The sequence below is a fragment of the Actinoplanes sp. ATCC 53533 genome (genome assembly GCF_003947245.1).
In genome coordinates this window covers 143,925-160,009 of the sequence record NZ_QHHV01000015.1, presented here as the reverse complement: position 1 = coordinate 160,009, position 16,085 = coordinate 143,925, and the positions used below count along the sequence as shown (strand labels likewise).

The window sequence follows — 16,085 nt, the reverse complement described above, 5'->3', positions numbered from 1 at the left end:
TCTTGGTCACTGACCAACGAATGCGTGTCGAGTAGACTAGGTCAGTGACCAAGAGTCAAGCGGATGTCGTGCGGGTCGCCCTCGAAGTCCTCGACGATTCGGGGGCGGCGGCCGTCTCGATGCGCGCCATCGCGGAGCGGCTCGGCGTACGGATGAACACCGTGCTGTGGCACGCGAAGAGCAAGGCCCGGCTGCTGGAGCTGATGGCCGACGCGATCGTCGGTGGCGCCTCGCTCGACGGCCTGCCGGAGCACTGGCGGGAGCGGGCCACCGAACTCGCCCGCCGCTACCGGGCCGCCCTGCTCGCTCATCGCGACGGCGCGGTGGTGGTGGCCGGCACCTACGCGGCCGAGCCGGCCACCCTCGACTTCGCCGAGGCGCTGGTCGCGACGCTGCTCGACGGCGGCCTGCCGGCGCGGGAGGCGGCCTGGACCTGCTGGAGCCTGGTCTACTTCGTCGTCGGGCTCACCCAGGAGGAGCAGGCGCTGCCCGGGCGCTTCACCCGCGACCTCGACGTGGGGCAGCGCCCCGCGCTCCGGCGGGTGGCCCCGGTGCTGATGGAGGAGTCCTTCGAGGAGCGCTTCACCTTCGGCGTCGCCAAAATCCTGCGCTGAACGCCGGCCCTCGCACCGGCGTCACGGCGTCCGGGCGACCTCGTGCACGTTCGGCGAGGGTCACGAGAGGTGGGGACAGCGCCGGTTCCAGGTCGCCGGCCCGGACGGATTGCTCGTTGAGGTGCTGCAGATGGTGGCGCCGGACCCGCAGTGGCTGGCCGACAACGGCCTGGCTTGAGGAGCTCACCTGTCACCTCCGCACCAGCCCGGCGCCCGGCCTCCGCAAGCGCCGGGCCACGCGAGCTACCGGCGGACGAGGATCACCGGGTCTGCTCGCGGGTCCAGCGTTCGAGGCCGGTCGCGTCGATCGGCAGCGCGCCGGACAGCACGTCCTGGCCGGTCTCGGTGACCAGCAGGTCGTCCTCGAGGCGGATGCCGATGCCGCGCAGTTCCGGCGGGACGGTCTCGTCGTGGGCGTGGAAATACAGGCCGGGCTCCACGGTCAGCACCATGCCCGGCTCCAGCGGCGCGCCCTGGTACTGCTCGTAACCGGAACTGCCGCAGTCGTGCACGTCCAGGCCGAGGTGGTGGCCGATGCCGCAGGCCAGGAAGCGGCGATGCTGCTGACCCTCCGGGGCGAGCGCCTCGTCCACCGACACGGGCAGCAGGCCCCAGTCGGCCAGCCCGTGCGCCAGCACCTCCATCGCGGCGAAGTGGAAGTCGGAATAGTGCGCGCCGGGCCGTACCCGGTCCATCCCCGCACGGTGGGCCGCCTCGACCAGGTCGTGCACCGCGCGCTGCGTCGGGGTGAACCCGCCGCCGACCGGAATCGTGCGGGTGACGTCCGCGGTGTAGAGGGACTTCGCCTCGACGCCCATGTCGAGCAGCAGCACCTCGCCGGGCCGGACCGGGCCGTCGCAGCGGACCCAGTGCAGCACCGGGGCGTGCTCGCCGGAGCCGACGATGGTGCTGTAGCCGGGCCCGTTGCCGAAGGTGCGGGCGTGCCGGTCGAAGGTGCCCTGCAGCCAGCGTTCGCCCAGGTTTCCGGCGACCGCGCGGGGCACCTCAGCGGCGACCGCGGCGAATCCGCCGATCGTGTGCTCGACCGCCTCGCGCAGCTGGGCGATCTCCCAGTCGTCCTTGATCATGCGCAGGCCGGAGACCACCCGGGACAGCTCGGCCGGCCGCACGGCGTCGGCCGGGGCGGCGTACTCGCTCACCGGCCGGACCGGCAGGTCCAGCGCCGCGGACCAGGCGGCCAGGCCGGCGGACGGGCCGACCCACAGCTCGCCGTGTGCCGCGCTGGCGAAGAAGTCGCGTTCCCCCGGCCCGGCCGGGGGCGTCAGGTAGAGCACCGGGTCGTGGCCGCCGGGCCGGTGGCGCAGCACCAGGACCGCGCCCTCGGCCTGGCACGAGGTGGCCCAGACGAAGTCGCTGTCCGGCCGGAACGGGTAGTCGGCGTCGCCGTTGCGGTGCCGGGCATGCCCGGCGGACAGCACCAGCGTGCGGTCCGGGAAGCGCTCGCTCAACCGGGCGCGGTGCGCCGCCGCGGCCTTCGCCGCCGCGTCGTCGACCGGCGCGGGCACCTGCCGCTCGGCCCAGCCGTGGCCGATCCGGGCGAGGAAGCCCGGGCTGTCGTCGGCCAGCTTGGGCGGCCGGGTTCCGGCGTACGGCGGACGGGTGTCCCGGGTCATCGGCGCTCTCCTCCCCGATCGCGGATCATCTCGCGCAGCCGGGTGAACACTCGCCCGCTGCCGATGCCGTCGTGTTCGAACTCGTTGGTCACCCAGGCCCGGGCCGCGCCGACCCGGGCCAGCGTGTCCTGTTGCAGCCCGGCGTCGACGAACACATCGTCGGCGTAGACCGCGGCGGCCAGCGGCACCTCGTTGGCGGCCAGCCGGTCCGGGTCGTACAGCGGGCTCCAGGTCGGAAGCGCGGCCAGTTCCGCCATGGCCGGGGCGAACGGGCGCAGCGCGCGGATCTCCCGGAACATCCAGGGGAAGGCCATCTCGGTGGTGAACAGCAGCGGCCGCCGGTCACCGGCGAATTCCGGCCGCCGGTCCCGCTCGCGCTGGGCGGCCCAGCGGAACGGTCCGTTCGGGCCGTCCCCGTAGATCGACTCCTGCAGGGTCCAGAACAGCGGATTGTCCGCGACCGACGTCTTGACCTGGACGCTCTCCAGGAACGCGTCGGTGAGGTGGCCGCCCGGCGCGAACGCCTCGGAGACCAGCCAGTGCAGCCGCAGGTGGCCGGGGCCCATGCCGAGCTCGCCGCCGAGCGTCTGGAACCGGCGCACGGACAGCGGCGAGCCGTCGGGCAGCACCACGTCGCCGGCCGCCAGCCGGTCGGCGATGGCGGCGACCGCGGCCACGTCCTGCGGGTAGCGGTCGTAGAAGTCGGCGGTCTTGCCTGCCGCCCGGGTGAACGTACGCCGGTAGACCTCCTCCGGATCGGGTGGCAGGCCCGGGATGCCGCCGCAGACGTAGCAGGCGGTCAGCGCCTCCGGTGCGTGTGACAGGTAGGTCAGGGTCAGCCATCCGCCGTAGCTCTGGGCGAGGGTCGCCCACCGCCGGCCGGCATACCGCTGCCGCCGTACGTGCTCCAGGTCGCGCACGATCGAGTCGGCCCGGAAGCGCAGCAGATACCGGGCCGCTTCGGCCGGGTCCGGGAATCCGGCGATGACCGTGCCGTCGACCCGGGTGCTGCCGCCGGTGCCGCGCTGGTCGACCAGCACCACCCGGTAGTGCGGCAGCGCCTCGGCCAGCCAGCCGTTCACCGCGGTGGGCCGCGGGTTGGCCCCGCCCGGGCCGCCCTGCAGGAAGGTGAGCAGCGGCAGGTCGTCGTGCCGCCGGTCCGGGTCGGCCAACTCCCGGACGAAGAGCCGGACGGTGTCGCGGCCCGGGTTGTCCCAGTCGAGCGGCGCCTCGACGGTGAACTCCCGAACCCAGGCGCCGGGGATCGGATACTCGATCACCGGGCCGCCTCCCTTTCCGAAGCGTTGCGCCGCCGGGCGGCCTCCCACTCGGGGCGGATCCGCGGCACGGCGGCCAGCAGCCGGCGGGTGTACTCATGCCGCGGCCGGTCGAACACCTCGTCGCGGTCGCCCGCCTCGACCACCTTGCCGGCCGTCATGACCGCGACCGAGGTGGCGATCTGCCGGACCACGGCGAGGTCGTGCGCGATGAACAGGCAGGCGAAGCCCTCCTCGCGCTGCAGCCCGCGGAGCAGGTTGATGATCTGCGCCTGCACCGACACGTCCAGTGCCGACACCGCCTCGTCGCAGACCAGCACCCGGGGCCCGATGGCGATGGCCCGGGCGATGCCGATCCGCTGGGCCTGGCCGCCGGAGAACTGCGACGGGTACCGGTCGACGTGGTCCGGCTCCAGCCCGACCCGCTCCATCAGCGACTGGGCGAACCGGCGGATGCCGCCGGGCACGGGCAGCCGCTGGTAGACGAGCGGCGCGGTGACGATCCGTTCCACGGTGTGCCGCGGGTTCAGCGAGGAGGACGGGTCCTGGAAGACCATCTGCACCGCACGGCGTACGCCCCGCAGGTCGCGCCCGCGCAGGGTGGTGATGTCCCGCCCGTCCAGGTGCACGGTTCCGGAGGTGACGTCGATCAGCCGGGCGGCCAGCCGCGCGGTGGTGGACTTGCCCGACCCGGACTCGCCGACCAGCGCGAGCGTGCGGCCCGCGTACAGGTCGAAGGAGACCGCGTCGACGGCGGTGAATTTCTTCGCCGGCAGCAGCAGCCGGGCCGTGCCCGCCACCGGGAATTCCTTCACCAGGTCGCGGGCGCGCAGCAGCGGCTCGCCGGTCATCGGTCTCCTCCGGTGTCGCGCAGCTCGCCGATCTCGTCGTCGATCCGGGGCACCGCGTCGAGCAGTGCCCGGGTGTATTCGTGCCGCGGATCGGAGAAGATCTGCTCGGCGGCGCCGGTCTCCACGACCCGGCCGCGGTGCATCACCACCACCCGGTCGGCGACCGCGCTGACCACGGCCAGGTCGTGGGTGATGAGGACGAGCGCCGCGCCGGTGTCCCGGCGCACCTCGGCGAGCAGGTCGAGGATCTGGGCCTGCACGGTGACGTCGAGCGCGGTGGTCGGCTCGTCCGCGATGATCAGCTCGGGCTCGGTGATCAGCGCCATCGCGATCATCACGCGCTGCCGCATGCCGCCGGAGAACTGGTGCGGGTAGTCGTCCACCCGGCGGCCGGCCTCCCTGATGTGCACCCGCTCCATCGCCTCGATCGCCGCCTGCCGGGCCGCGCGGCGGCCCACCCCGGAGCGGTGCGACCGGTACGCCTCGGCGATCTGCATCCCGACCGTGTAATACGGGTTCAGCGAGGACAGCGGATCCTGGAACACCATCGCGATCCGGTCGCCGCGGATCGCGCGCATCCGGCGCTCGGTCAGGGTGGCCAGGTCGACGCCGTCGAAGACGATGCCACCGGTGCTGCTCGCCCCGGCCGGGAGCAGGCCCATCACGGCGAGGCTGGTCATCGACTTGCCGGAGCCGGACTCGCCGACGATGCCGAGGGCGCCGCCGCGCGGCAGGTCGAAGCCGATCCCGTCGACGACGCACACGTCCCCGAAGGAGACCGACAGCTCCCGCACGTCGAGCAGGGTGTCGCTCACGATGAACCCACCCGCACCCGGGGATCGATCGCCGAATACAAGAGGTCGACGACCATGTTGCCGACCACGACGAAGAACGCGGCGAGCAGCGTGACAGCCATGATCACCGGCTGGTCGTTCTTGGTGATCGAGTCGGCGGCGAGCTTGCCCACCCCGTTGATCCCGAACACGGTCTCGGTGATCAGCGCCCCGCCGAGCAGGCCGGCGAAATCCATGCCGGCGATGGTGACCACCGGGGTCAGCGCCGGGCGCAGCGCGTGCCGCCGCCAGACCAGGTCGGGCCGCAGCCCCTTGGCCTTCGCGGTGCGCACGAAATTCTCGCTCAGCGTGTCGATGACGTTGGCCCGGGTGAGCCGGGTGTACGCCGACGCGTATCCGATCGCCAGCACCGTCCACGGCAGAACGAAATTTCCGAACCACTGTGCCGGGTCGTCGGCGAACGGGACGGCCTGCGGGAACGGCAGCCACTGCAGCTGGACCACGAAGACGTACTGGAGGGCGAGCGCGAGCACGTAGTTCGGGACCGACATGCCGCCGAGGGTGAGCCCGGCGATGAACCGGTCGGCGAAGCGGCCCTCCTGGACCGCGCTGACCAGGCCGCCGATCACCCCGGCGAACAGCCACAGCACGGCCGCGCCGATGGCCACCACCGCGGTCACCGGCAGCCGTTGCACGATCATGTCGGTGACGATCTGCGACGTCTGGAACGAGTAGCCCAGGCACGGCGCCGGGCAGTTCACCACGGACGAGCCCGCGCCGTAGGTTCTGCCGGCCACCAGGCCCTGCAGGAACTGGCCGAACTGGGTCCAGAACGGATCGTCCAGGCCGAGGTTCGCGCGGATCTGGTCGATCCGGTCCGGGGTGCAGTTCTTGCCGCAGATCTGCACCGCCGGGTCCGGCGAGAGGACGAAGAACACCACGTACGTGAACAGGCACACCAGGAACAGCACGACGAGCATCCCGGCGACCCGGTGCACCAGGTAGCGCGTCATGCTGTGTCCACCTTTGGCATGCCCTTCTGGCCCTCGCCTGCGAGGCCGTGGTTCGGTGCGGCCGGGTGCCGCTCGGTGCAGGCGGTCATGCCCCGCCCCCCGGGTCGACCGCGGCGCGGACGTGGTCGCCCAGGACCATGAAGGAGAGCACGAGCAGCGCCAGGAAGACGCCCGGCACCAGGAAGTAGGTCGGTACGACCGAATACCAGCTCACCGAACTGGCGATCATCTGGCCCCAGGACGGCGTCGGCGGGACCAACCCGACCCCGAGGAAGGACAGCCCGGCCTCGGTGCCGATGTAGCCGGGCACCGCCATCGTGACCATCACCAGGATGGTGGAGCGCAGGTTGGGCAGAACCTCCCGGAACACGACCTGGCCACGGGAGGCGCCGGACGCGCGGGCCGCCTCGACGAACTCCCGCTGCTTGAGCGACAGGGTCTGCGCCCGCACGATCCGGGCCAGGTAGGGCCAGCCGAACACCGAGATCACCGCGACCAGCAGGAACCGCCGGTCGTCGGCGGGCAGCGCGGACAGCACGGCGATCATGAAGATCAGCGCGGGGAACGCCATCAGGAACTCCATGAACCGCGAGATCAGCGCGTCGGTCCGGCCGCCGAAGTAGCCGGCGAGCAGGCCGAACACGACGCCCAGCACGGTGGTGAGCAGGGTGGCGCCGAGCGCGATGAGCATCGACGAGCGGGCGCCGTAGACGATGCGGGCGAAGACGTCCCGCCCGCTGCCCGGCTCGACGCCGAGCCAGTGCTCCGCCGAGATGCCGCCCCAGGATCCGATCGGGATGCTGCCGAGATTCGGGTCGATGGCGCTCTGGTCGAACTCGTACGGGTCCCAGCCGCTGATCCGGACGATGAGCGGCGCGAACACCGCCATCGCGACCACCAGCCCGATGTAGGCGAGGCAGGCCACGGCCGCCCGATCGCGCAGCAGCACCCGCACCACGCTGCGCCGGGGGTCCGTGGTGGCGGCGACCGGATCGGCCGCCGCCGCCTCCAGCGGAGTCGACGAGATCGTCACGTCAGCCCCTCGACGGGTCCTTGAGCCCGACGATCCCGTAGTCGAGGTCGCCCTGCGGCGCCACCACGCCCGCGACGTTGACGCCCGGCAGGAAGATCCGGTTCTCCACGTTCAGCGGGACGATCGGCGCCAGCTCCATGACCTTGCGGTCCAGCGCGGACCACTCCTTGTTCGCGGCGGCCAGGTCGGTCATCGCCCGGATCCGGTCGATGTCCGCGTTCACCGCGTCGTTCTTGAGCTGGGCGAGGTTCTGGTTGCCCTTCGCGGCGACCTGCCGGCCGTCGAACAGCGGCGGCAGGAAGGTGGACGCGCTCGACGCCCAGTCCGGGCACCAGCCGGTGATCGCCGCGTCGTGCTGCTGCGACGGGGTGCCGATGGTCTCGTAGAAGGTGGACACGTCGATGACGTTGAGCGACACCTCGATGCCGACCCGCTTGAGGCTCTGCTGCAGGGCCTCAGCCTGGCGCTGCGTCATCGGGTGGGAACGGATGTCCAGGGTGAGCTTGAAGCCCTTCGGGTAGCCGGCCTCGGTCAGCAACTGGGTGGCCTTGGCGACGTCGCCGGTGCCGCCGGCGCTCGGGTACAGGTCGTAGTCGGCGTGCCCGGACACCGACGCCGGCAGGATCGTGTTGGACACGGTCGCGAACTGGTTGCCGCCGGTGGCGTTGAGCACCGACGTCTTGTCCACCGCGTAGTTGATCGCCTGCCGGACCCGGACGTCGTCGAGCGGCTTCTTGGTGGTGTTCAGGCCGATGTAGGTGAGGCAGGTGGACGGGGCCTTGACCACCCGTTCCTTCAGCTGCGGCGTCTGGAGCCGGGCGATGGTGGCGGTCTGCACGCTGCCGGACATCGCGTTGACGTCGGCGCCCTGGCCGGCGATCAGCCGCTCGTCGATGGTCGCGCCGGCGATGCCGATCGAGAACTTCCAGTTGTCCGGGTACGCCTTGCGGACCGAGTCGGTCGCCGCGTCCCACTGCGGGTTGCGTTTCAACTCGATCGTGCTGCCCGGGGTGAACGTCGCCAGGTCGTACGGGCCGGAGGCGACGATGTCCTTGATGAACGTGTCGCCGCCGCCGGTGCCGACCGGGAACGGGACCGCGCTGGGCATCGACAGGACCGCGTCGAACTCGGGGAACGGCGTCTTGAGGTGGAACACCACAGTCCGGTCGTCCGGCGTCTCGATGGCGGACAACTCACCCGAGCGGTACGGCCCCTGATAGCCGGCCGGCGCGTCGACCAGCTGCTTGAGGTACGGGGCGCCGATGCCGATCTGCGGGTCCCAGCCGCGGCTGATGCCGAACTTGACGTCCTTGGCGGTGATCGGGGCGCCGGTGTCGAACTTGACGCCCGCCTTGAGCTTGTAGGTCCAGGTCTTGGCGTCCGCGGCGGCCACGCCCAGGCTCTCCGCCAGGTCGGGGACCATCGCGTTCGGGTCGCTCGCGTCGTTGGCCGCCTTGGTGACCAGGGTGCGGTAGACGAGCCGGTAGAACGCGTTGACCCCGCCGTCGAAGCCCCGGGCCGGGTCGAGATAGGAGAAGTCATCGGCCTGCAAGACATTGACGGTGCCGCCCTTGACGGCCGAGCCGCCGCCGCTCTTGTCGCCGGACGTGCCGCCGCCGGAGCAGGCCTGCAAGGCCAGCGCGGAGACGAGTAGCCCGGCCAGGGCCACCGGGGGTGAGGTTCTGGTCAAGAGTCCGCCTTCCGTTCGACTGAGCGAAGCCGGTCGATGAAGGGAACAGTAGTATGTCACACCTCGCTGGCGAAGGGTTCTGGGCGACTTGTTAGCCAATCACCGATGTTCGGAGCGGGGCGGCGGGGGCCGGTCAGTCCTCGGCGCGGCCGTTCCACCAGCCGAGCACGTGCCCGATGTGGGCCGTGAGCAGGGCTTCCGCGCCCCGGCCGTCGCGCGCCTCGAGCAGGTCGACCAGGCTGTGGTGCTCGGCCGCCGAGCGGGTCAGCTCGGCCGTCCCGATCATGTCGGCCAGGCCCACCATGCGGGTCTGCTGGCGCAGCTCCTGGACCATGGCGACCAGTCGCCGGTTGCCGTGCAGCTCAAGCAGGCGCAGGTGGAATGCCATGTCGGCGGCCAGGTAGGCCGGCAGGTCGGCGGCCGCGGCCGCATCCACGATCGCCTGCGCCCTGGTCCGCAGGTCTGCCGCGGCCTCGGGCTGCAGGATGCGGGCGATCTCCCGCATCGGCGGCGCCTCCAGCTGCTGGCGCAGCCGGACGATCTCCCACAGATCCTGCTCGCTGACCTCGGTGACCCGGAAGCCTTTGTTCCGCACCACGTCGACGAAGCCGCGCTTCTGGAGGTTGAGCAGGGCCTCGCGGACCGGGGTGGCGGACACCCCGAACTGCACGGCGAGGGTCGGCGCGCTGACCAGCGTGCCGGGCGCCAGCTCGCCGGAGACGATCGCGACGGCGACCGCGTCCTCCACCGTGCCGCGCAGGCTCATGCCGACGACCACGGGACCGATGGCGGACGTCCTCACCGGTGACCTCCAGGGCGCGGGCGGCTCATCCGGCGCGCCCCGGCCCGATAATACAATGTCACACTGCGCACTCCGGCTACCGATCCCGCAGCTCGGGCGGCAGCACCGACGCCGGGGCGCCCTGGTAGGCCACCGGCCGCTGGAACCGGGCGATGGCCGAAAGACCGACCGAGGTGGTGGTCGGCGCAGTGGTCGCCGGGTACGGCCCGCCGTGCTGCTGCGCCCCGGAGACGGTGACCCCGGTCGGCCAGTCGTTATAGATGATCCGCCCGGCGGTCTCGGTCAGCGCGTCGACCGCCGCCGCCGCGACCGGGTCGGCCTCCGCGCTGTGCGCCTGCACCGTCCCGGTGAGCTGCCCCGGCAGCCGGCGCAGCACGCCGATCAGCTCGTCGGCCGAGGAGTATCCGACCACCAGGCCGGCCGGGCCGAACATCTCGATCTCCAGCGCCCGCGGGTCGGCCAGCACGTCGGCCGCCTCGGCCCGCAGCACACCGGCCCGGACCCCCTCGGCGTTCTGCGGGCCCACGGCCGCGACGCGCACGCCGGGCAGCGCGCCCACCTGGGACACCGCCTTCGCGAAGCCCTGCTCGATGCCCTCGGTCAGCATCCGGCCGGGCACCGGCAGGTCCACCGCGGCCAGGAACGCGTCCGGGTCGGGGACCAGCACGACGCCGGGGTTCGTACAGAACTGGCCGGCGCCCAGGGTGAGCGAACCCACCCAGCCCTCGGCGATCGCGGTCGCCCGCTCGGCCCACGCCGCCGGCGTCACCACCACCGGGTTGACGCTGCCCAGCTCGCCGTAGAACGGGATCGGGTCGGGCCGGGCCGCGGCGATGTCGAACAGCGCCCGGCCGCCGGCGGTGGACCCGGTGAACGCGGCCGCCCGGATGCGCGGATCGCGCAGCACGGTCAGCGACGCCTCGACGCCCTCGATCAGCGCGAACGTGCCCTCCGGCGCCCCGGCCACGCGCAGCGCCCCGGCGACGATCGCGGCGGTGCGCCGGGACAGCTCGGGGTGGCCGGGGTGTGCCTTGACGACCACCGGGCAGCCGGCCGCCAGCGCCGACACGGTGTCGCCGCCGAACACGCTGAACGCGAACGGAAAGTTGCTCGCCGCGAAGACCAGCACCGGCCCGATCGGGATGACGGTTCGGCGCAGGTCCGGGCGCGGGCCCATGCCCCACTCCGGGTCGGCGGCGTCGACGCGTACCGGAAGGAGCTCTCCCGACCGCAGGCCCTGCGCGAACAGCCGGGCCTGGAACGTGGTCCGCCGCAGCTCGCCGGTCAGCCGCGCCGCCGGCAGGTGGGTCTCCGTGCCGGCCAGCGCGACCAGCTCGGCGGACGCGGCCTCCAGTGCCTCGGCCACCGCCTCCAGCCAGGCCGCCCGCTCCGCCGGGTCGCCGCGGCGCAGGGTCGGCCGGGCCTCGTCCGCCGCTGTCAGAATTCGTTCCAGGTCCACTGGGTAAGCCTCTCAGAACTCGAAACCCGCCGGGTACGGGTCGGTCGGGTCCAACAGATACTGGCCGATGCCGGTGACCCAGGCCCGGCCGGTGATGGTCGGCAGCACCGCGGGAATGCCCCCGACCGTGGTCTCGCCCACCAGCCGGCCGGTGAAACGACTGCCGATGAAGGACTCGTTGACGAAATCCCGCCCCAGCGGCAGTTCGCCGCGGGCGTGCAGTTCCGCCATCCGGGCGGAGGTGCCGGTGCCGCACGGCGACCGGTCGAACCAGCCGGGGTGGATGGCCATCGCGTGCCGGGAGTGCCGGGCGTCCGAGCCGGGCGCGATGAACTCCACGTGGTGGCAGTGGTCCACCCCCTCGATCTCCGGGTGCCGCGGCGGCGTTCCGGCGTTGATCGCCTCCATGATGGCCAGCCCGGCCCGCAGGATCTCGTCCTTGCGCCCGCGGTCGAACGGCAGCCCCAGCGCGGCCAGGTCGACCATCGCGTAGAAGTTGCCGCCGAACGCCAGGCTGTAGCCGACCTCGCCGTACCCGGGCACCTCGACGGTCTCGTCCAGCCGGTCGCAATAGGACGGCACGTTCTCCAGGGTGACGCTCTCCGCGTGCCCGTCGCGGACGGCCACCCGCGCGACCACGAGCCCGGCCGGGGTGTCCAGCCTGATCGTGGTGACCGGCTCGGTCACCTCGACCATCCCGGTCTCGACCAGCACGGTCGCCACCCCGATCGTGCCGTGCCCGCACATCGGCAGGCAGCCGGACACCTCGATGAAGAGCACGCCGAAGTCGGCGTCCGGCCGGGTCGGCGGTTGCAGGATCGCCCCGCTCATCGCCGAGTGCCCGCGCGGTTCGCTGACGAGCAGGCGCCGCAAGTGGTCCAGGTGCGCGATGAAGTGGAGCCGCCGCTCGTTCATCGTCGCGCCGGGCACGACGCCGAACCCGCCGGTGACCACCCGGGTCGGCATCCCCTCGGTGTGCGAGTCGACCGCGGCGAACAGCCGTGACGCCCGCACCTAGACCGCCGCCGCTCGGTGCGCCTCCAGGCCGGCGATCGCGCGCTCCACGTCGGCGCGGACCTGTGCGGTGTGCTCGGCGGTGAGCGGGCCGCGCGGCGGGCGGCACGGGCCGCCGTACCGGCCGACCATCTCCATGCCGAGCTTGATGGCCTGCACGAACTCGGTGCGCGAATCCCACCGGAACGCGGCGATCAGGTGCCGGTACAGCTCGCGCGCCTCGACGAAGCGCCCGGCCAGCAGGTGCTCGTAAAGCACGACGGACTCGTGCGGGAACACGTTGGGGAAGCCGGCGAACCAGCCCACCGCGCCGTCCGCCATCAGCTCGAACAGCACGTCGTCGGCGCCCGCGACGACGTCGATGTCGCACTTCTCGGAGATCTCGAACAGCCGCCGCACGTCGCCGCTGAACTCCTTGATCGCCGAGACGTTCGGCAACCGCGCGATCTCCGCGACCAGCTCCGGGACCAGGTCGACCTTGGTGTCGATCGGATTGTTGTAGATCATGATCGGCAGGCCGACCTCGCCGATCCGCGCGAAGTGCTCGACAACCTGCTCGCGGCTGGCCCGGTACATGGTCGGCGGCAGCGCGAGCAGGCCGTCGGCGCCGTCCTCGGCGGCCAGCTCGGCCCAGTGCCGCGCCTGATGCCAGCCGGGTCCGTGCACACCGGCCACCACGATGCCGCGGCCGGCCACCGCCTCCACCGCCACCTGTACGACCCGGCGGCGCTCGGCGTCGGTGAGCGCGGAATATTCGCCCAGCGAGCCGTTCGGCCCGACGCCGCGGCAGCCGTTGCTCACCAGCCAGTCGCAATGCTCGGCGAACCGGTCGAAGTCGACCTCCAGGCCGGCGGGCGCGGCCGGATTCTCCTTGTACGGCAACGCGGTGGCGACAATGACCCCACGAAGATCGATGCTCATCGGACGTCCTCTCCTGCAGCGGTGGTGGCGGCCAGTTCCCCCAGCCGGATGGGGACCGCGATCGGGCGATGGGCGGTGCGGCCGGCGTCCACGAGCCCGGCCGGCCCGAGGATCTCCTCCACCGACCGCCCGCACGTGCGGCCCTGGCAGCTGCCCAGGCCCGCGCGGGTGGTGAGCTTGAGCGAACGCAGCCCCCGGGAACCGGTCAGCGCGGCGACCGACCGCAACTCCCCGGCCGTGACGTCCTCGCAGCGGCAGACCACGGTGTGGTCGGCCACCCAGGACTGCCAGCCGGGCCGGATCTGGTGCGCGGCGGCGAGCCGGGCCGCGAACTCCCGGAACACGTCGCGGCTGCGGACCGCCGCCGGGGGCGGGGCGCGGCCGGCGGCGACCGCACCGGCGACCTCCCCCTCGGCGAGGGCGAGATCGGCACCACCGATGCCGGCCAGTTCGCCCGCGGTCAGCACGCCGGGCACCGACGTACGCTGCCCGGCGTCCACCGCGACCGAGCCGTCAGCACCGAGCGCGCAGCCCGCCGCCGTGGCGAGCTCCGCGCGCGGCACGAAGCCGTGGCCGACACAGACCGCGTCGACCGCGATCCGGCGTGCCGAGCCCGGCACCGGCGCCCAGCCCGGCGTGAGGCGGGCGACGGTGACTGCCTCGACCCGATCGGTGCCGTGCGCGGCGACGACCGCCGCGCCGGTGCGATAGGGAATCCGGTACGCGGCCAGGTCCCGCACGTATCCGGCCAGCTCACCGCCCTTGGCCAGGGCGGGCAGCAGGCGCCACGGCCGGCTGCCCCAGCCGCGGGCGAGCTGGGCCCGGCCGGCCGCCTCGACCACGCCGGCCACCCGGGCGCCGGTGCGCACCAGGCTGGACGCCACGGGCAGCAGGAACGGGCCGGACCCGGCGACCAGCACCCGGCGGCCGACCGCGACCCGCTCCCCCTTGGCGAGCGCCTGCGCGGCGCCGGCGGTGAACACCCCGGGCAGATCCCAGCCCGGGAACGGCAGGGTGCGCTCGTGCGCGCCGGTGGCGAGGACCAGCGCGGCGGGCTCGAACGCGCGCGGCTGCCGCCCGGCGCCGTCCGGCGCCCCGACCAGCACATGGACCAGCGGTGGTGCTCCGTCCCGGCGGTCCACCGACCAGACGTGACCGCCGAGCACGACCTCGCAGCCGGCGTCGCGCAGGAGGTCGTCCCGCATCCGGCGGAACCGGGCCCAACCGTGGTGCGAGAGGTCCTCGCGGGCCGGCGCGCGCTCGGCCGGCAGGTGCCGCCAGTACTGGCCGCCCAGGTCGTCGCCCGCCTCGACGAGCACGACGCGGGCGCCGCCACGGCGGGCCGCGCGGGCCGCCGCCATCCCCGCCGGGCCGCCGCCGACCACCAGCACCGGGACCTGTTCGACGCGGTGCTCCTTCGGCCGCGGGTGGGCATCAGCCACGGTCGTCCTCCTGCAACTCGATCCGGTCGCCGTCGACGGCACGCCGCTGGCAGGCCCGGACGTCGCGGAGGCCGTTCACCACGACCAGGCAATCGAAGCAGACACCGATGCCGCAGAACACCCCGCGCGGACGGCCGGTGCGGCTGCGCCGCCAGGAGAGCCGGCCGCCGGCCAGCAGAATGCCCGCGATGGTCTGCCCGGCCAGGCCGTCGACCGGCTCGCCGGCCACCTCGATCCGAACGGTCCTGGCGACGGGGGTCATCAAGCGACTCCTTCCGGACGTTCCTGCTCTTCGTTGTGCCGGTCCGGGAGACGTTCCTGCGGCAGGCCGGGCCGGTCCGGACGGAACGCGTCGGCCAGCGGGTCGGCCTTCTCCGGCGCCAGGATCAGGTCGTGCAGCAGGTCGGCGGTGGCCAGGCTGAGCCCGATCCCCGCTCCCTCGTGCCCGGTGGCATGCCACAAACCGGGCAGCCGCGGGTCGGCGCCGATGATCGGCAGATGGTCCGGCACGTAGGGCCGGAACCCGCCGTACGCCCGGATCACCTGGGCATCGGCCAGGAACGGGAACAGCAGCAGCGCCTTCGCGGCGAGCGCGGCCAGCACCCGGGCCTCGATCCGGCCGTCGAAGCCGCGCTGCTCCCGGGACGACCCGATCAGCACCGTGCCGGCCGCGGTCGACTCGACCACGCTGGACACCTGGAGGTCCGCCGAGCCGGAGCCGACCGCGCCCACGTAGTCCGCGTCATAGACCTTGTGCCGCACGCGCGCGGGCATCCGCGAGGTGACCAGCACGGTGCCGCGGCGGGGCCGGACCGGCAGCCCGACGCCGAGCCGCTGGGCGACGCCGGCGGACCACGGGCCGGCGGCGACCACGACGGCGTCGGCGAACAGGTCACCGGCCGTGGTGCGGACGCCGGCGAGCCGGCCGCCGGCGAGCAGCGGGCCGGTCACCTCGACCCGCTGGCGCACCCGGGCGCCGTACCGGCGGGCCGCGGCGAGCAGGGCCTCGGTCGCCACCACCGGCTGGACCTGGGCATCCTCCGGGTAGAAGACGGCGGAGGTGAGGTCGGGGGTGAGATCCGGTTCCAGCTCGTGGGCGCGGGCGTCGTCGACGACCTCGGCGCGTACGCCCGCCGCGCGCTGGGTCCGCGCGAAGGCCAGCAGGGCCTCCGCCCCCGCCGGGGTGGTCGCCACGACCAGGCCGCCCTTGCGGTCGAACTCCAGGTCGGGGAAGCCGGCCGGCAGCTCGTCGCGCAGCTCCTCGCGCACCCGGGCCCAGGCGGCGAGGGTGCGCCAGGTCAGCTGCAGCTCGGCGCCGGGGCCCTTGTCCGAAACGAGGATGTTGCCCTCTCCGCCGGCCGAGGTGCCACCCGCGGTGGCACCTCGCTCGACCACGACCACGTCGCAGCCGGCACGGGCCAGCGCCCGGGCGGTCGCGGCGCCGACGATGCCGGCCCCCACGACGAGGGCCCGGAGGTGAGCGGACACGGCAGTACTATGTCACATGCTTTCGTCGCGAGGAACGCCTTGTGGTGTGACCC

General features: G+C 73.1%; 15 protein-coding genes. 1 reads left to right on the top strand and 14 read right to left on the bottom strand.

The window, feature by feature from the left end; translation table 11 throughout:
* Positions 1-44: 44 nt before the first annotated feature.
* Positions 45-614 (top strand): TetR/AcrR family transcriptional regulator C-terminal domain-containing protein, encoded by a 570-nt coding sequence (locus DMB66_RS06320; RefSeq protein ID WP_125803052.1) that lies wholly within the window; start codon positions 45-47, stop codon positions 612-614.
* A gap of 260 nt (positions 615-874) precedes the next feature.
* Here the strand turns inward: DMB66_RS06320 and DMB66_RS06315 are convergent, their stop codons facing one another.
* The 14 genes from DMB66_RS06315 to DMB66_RS06250 all read right to left on the bottom strand — a co-directional run bounded on the left by DMB66_RS06315 (position 875) and on the right by DMB66_RS06250 (position 16,032).
* The gene (locus DMB66_RS06315; protein ID WP_125803051.1) at positions 875-2,248 is read right to left on the bottom strand and encodes an aminopeptidase P family protein; all 1,374 of its coding nucleotides are present in this window, start codon (positions 2,246-2,248) and stop codon (positions 875-877) included.
* Complete coding sequence (locus DMB66_RS06310) at positions 2,245-3,528, bottom strand: alpha/beta fold hydrolase (protein WP_125803050.1); 1,284 nt, start codon at positions 3,526-3,528, stop codon at positions 2,245-2,247. The genes DMB66_RS06315 and DMB66_RS06310 overlap by 4 nt, the downstream gene beginning before the upstream one ends.
* Positions 3,525-4,376 (bottom strand): ATP-binding cassette domain-containing protein, encoded by an 852-nt coding sequence (locus DMB66_RS06305; protein ID WP_125803049.1) that lies wholly within the window; start codon positions 4,374-4,376, stop codon positions 3,525-3,527. The genes DMB66_RS06310 and DMB66_RS06305 overlap by 4 nt, the downstream gene beginning before the upstream one ends.
* On the bottom strand, positions 4,373-5,191 hold the full coding sequence (locus tag DMB66_RS06300; protein WP_125803048.1) for an ABC transporter ATP-binding protein: 819 nt from the start codon (positions 5,189-5,191) through the stop codon (positions 4,373-4,375). The genes DMB66_RS06305 and DMB66_RS06300 overlap by 4 nt, the downstream gene beginning before the upstream one ends.
* Positions 5,188-6,183, bottom strand: a complete 996-nt coding sequence (locus DMB66_RS06295) for an ABC transporter permease (RefSeq protein WP_125803047.1) — start codon at positions 6,181-6,183, stop codon at positions 5,188-5,190. Before DMB66_RS06295 ends, DMB66_RS06300 begins: the two co-directional genes overlap by 4 nt.
* 85 nt (positions 6,184-6,268) lie before the next feature.
* On the bottom strand, positions 6,269-7,216 hold the full coding sequence (locus tag DMB66_RS06290) for an ABC transporter permease (protein ID WP_199752058.1): 948 nt from the start codon (positions 7,214-7,216) through the stop codon (positions 6,269-6,271).
* Between the two features lies 1 nt (position 7,217).
* A complete protein-coding gene (locus DMB66_RS06285; protein WP_125803046.1) occupies positions 7,218-8,906 on the bottom strand; it encodes an ABC transporter substrate-binding protein in 1,689 nt (562 codons plus the stop codon).
* Between the two features lie 133 nt (positions 8,907-9,039).
* Positions 9,040-9,708, bottom strand: a complete 669-nt coding sequence (locus DMB66_RS06280) for a GntR family transcriptional regulator (RefSeq protein WP_233624335.1) — start codon at positions 9,706-9,708, stop codon at positions 9,040-9,042.
* Between the two features lie 76 nt (positions 9,709-9,784).
* Positions 9,785-11,167 carry an aldehyde dehydrogenase family protein gene (locus tag DMB66_RS06275; protein ID WP_125803045.1) on the bottom strand — a complete coding sequence of 461 codons (1,383 nt, stop codon included), beginning with the start codon at positions 11,165-11,167 and terminating at the stop codon, positions 9,785-9,787.
* A gap of 12 nt (positions 11,168-11,179) precedes the next feature.
* On the bottom strand, positions 11,180-12,181 hold the full coding sequence (locus tag DMB66_RS06270) for a proline racemase family protein (RefSeq protein WP_125803044.1): 1,002 nt from the start codon (positions 12,179-12,181) through the stop codon (positions 11,180-11,182).
* Positions 12,182-13,102: a dihydrodipicolinate synthase family protein gene (locus DMB66_RS06265; RefSeq protein WP_125803043.1), complete on the bottom strand. Its 921-nt coding sequence runs from the start codon at positions 13,100-13,102 to the stop codon at positions 12,182-12,184.
* On the bottom strand, positions 13,099-14,544 hold the full coding sequence (locus tag DMB66_RS06260) for an NAD(P)/FAD-dependent oxidoreductase (protein ID WP_233624334.1): 1,446 nt from the start codon (positions 14,542-14,544) through the stop codon (positions 13,099-13,101). The genes DMB66_RS06265 and DMB66_RS06260 overlap by 4 nt, the downstream gene beginning before the upstream one ends.
* Positions 14,537-14,806, bottom strand: coding sequence for a (2Fe-2S)-binding protein (locus tag DMB66_RS06255; RefSeq protein ID WP_125803042.1), 270 nt, complete (start codon positions 14,804-14,806; stop codon positions 14,537-14,539). The genes DMB66_RS06260 and DMB66_RS06255 overlap by 8 nt, the downstream gene beginning before the upstream one ends.
* Positions 14,806-16,032, bottom strand: a complete 1,227-nt coding sequence (locus DMB66_RS06250; protein ID WP_125803041.1) for an FAD-binding oxidoreductase — start codon at positions 16,030-16,032, stop codon at positions 14,806-14,808. The genes DMB66_RS06255 and DMB66_RS06250 overlap by 1 nt, the downstream gene beginning before the upstream one ends.
* Positions 16,033-16,085: the final 53 nt, after the last annotated feature.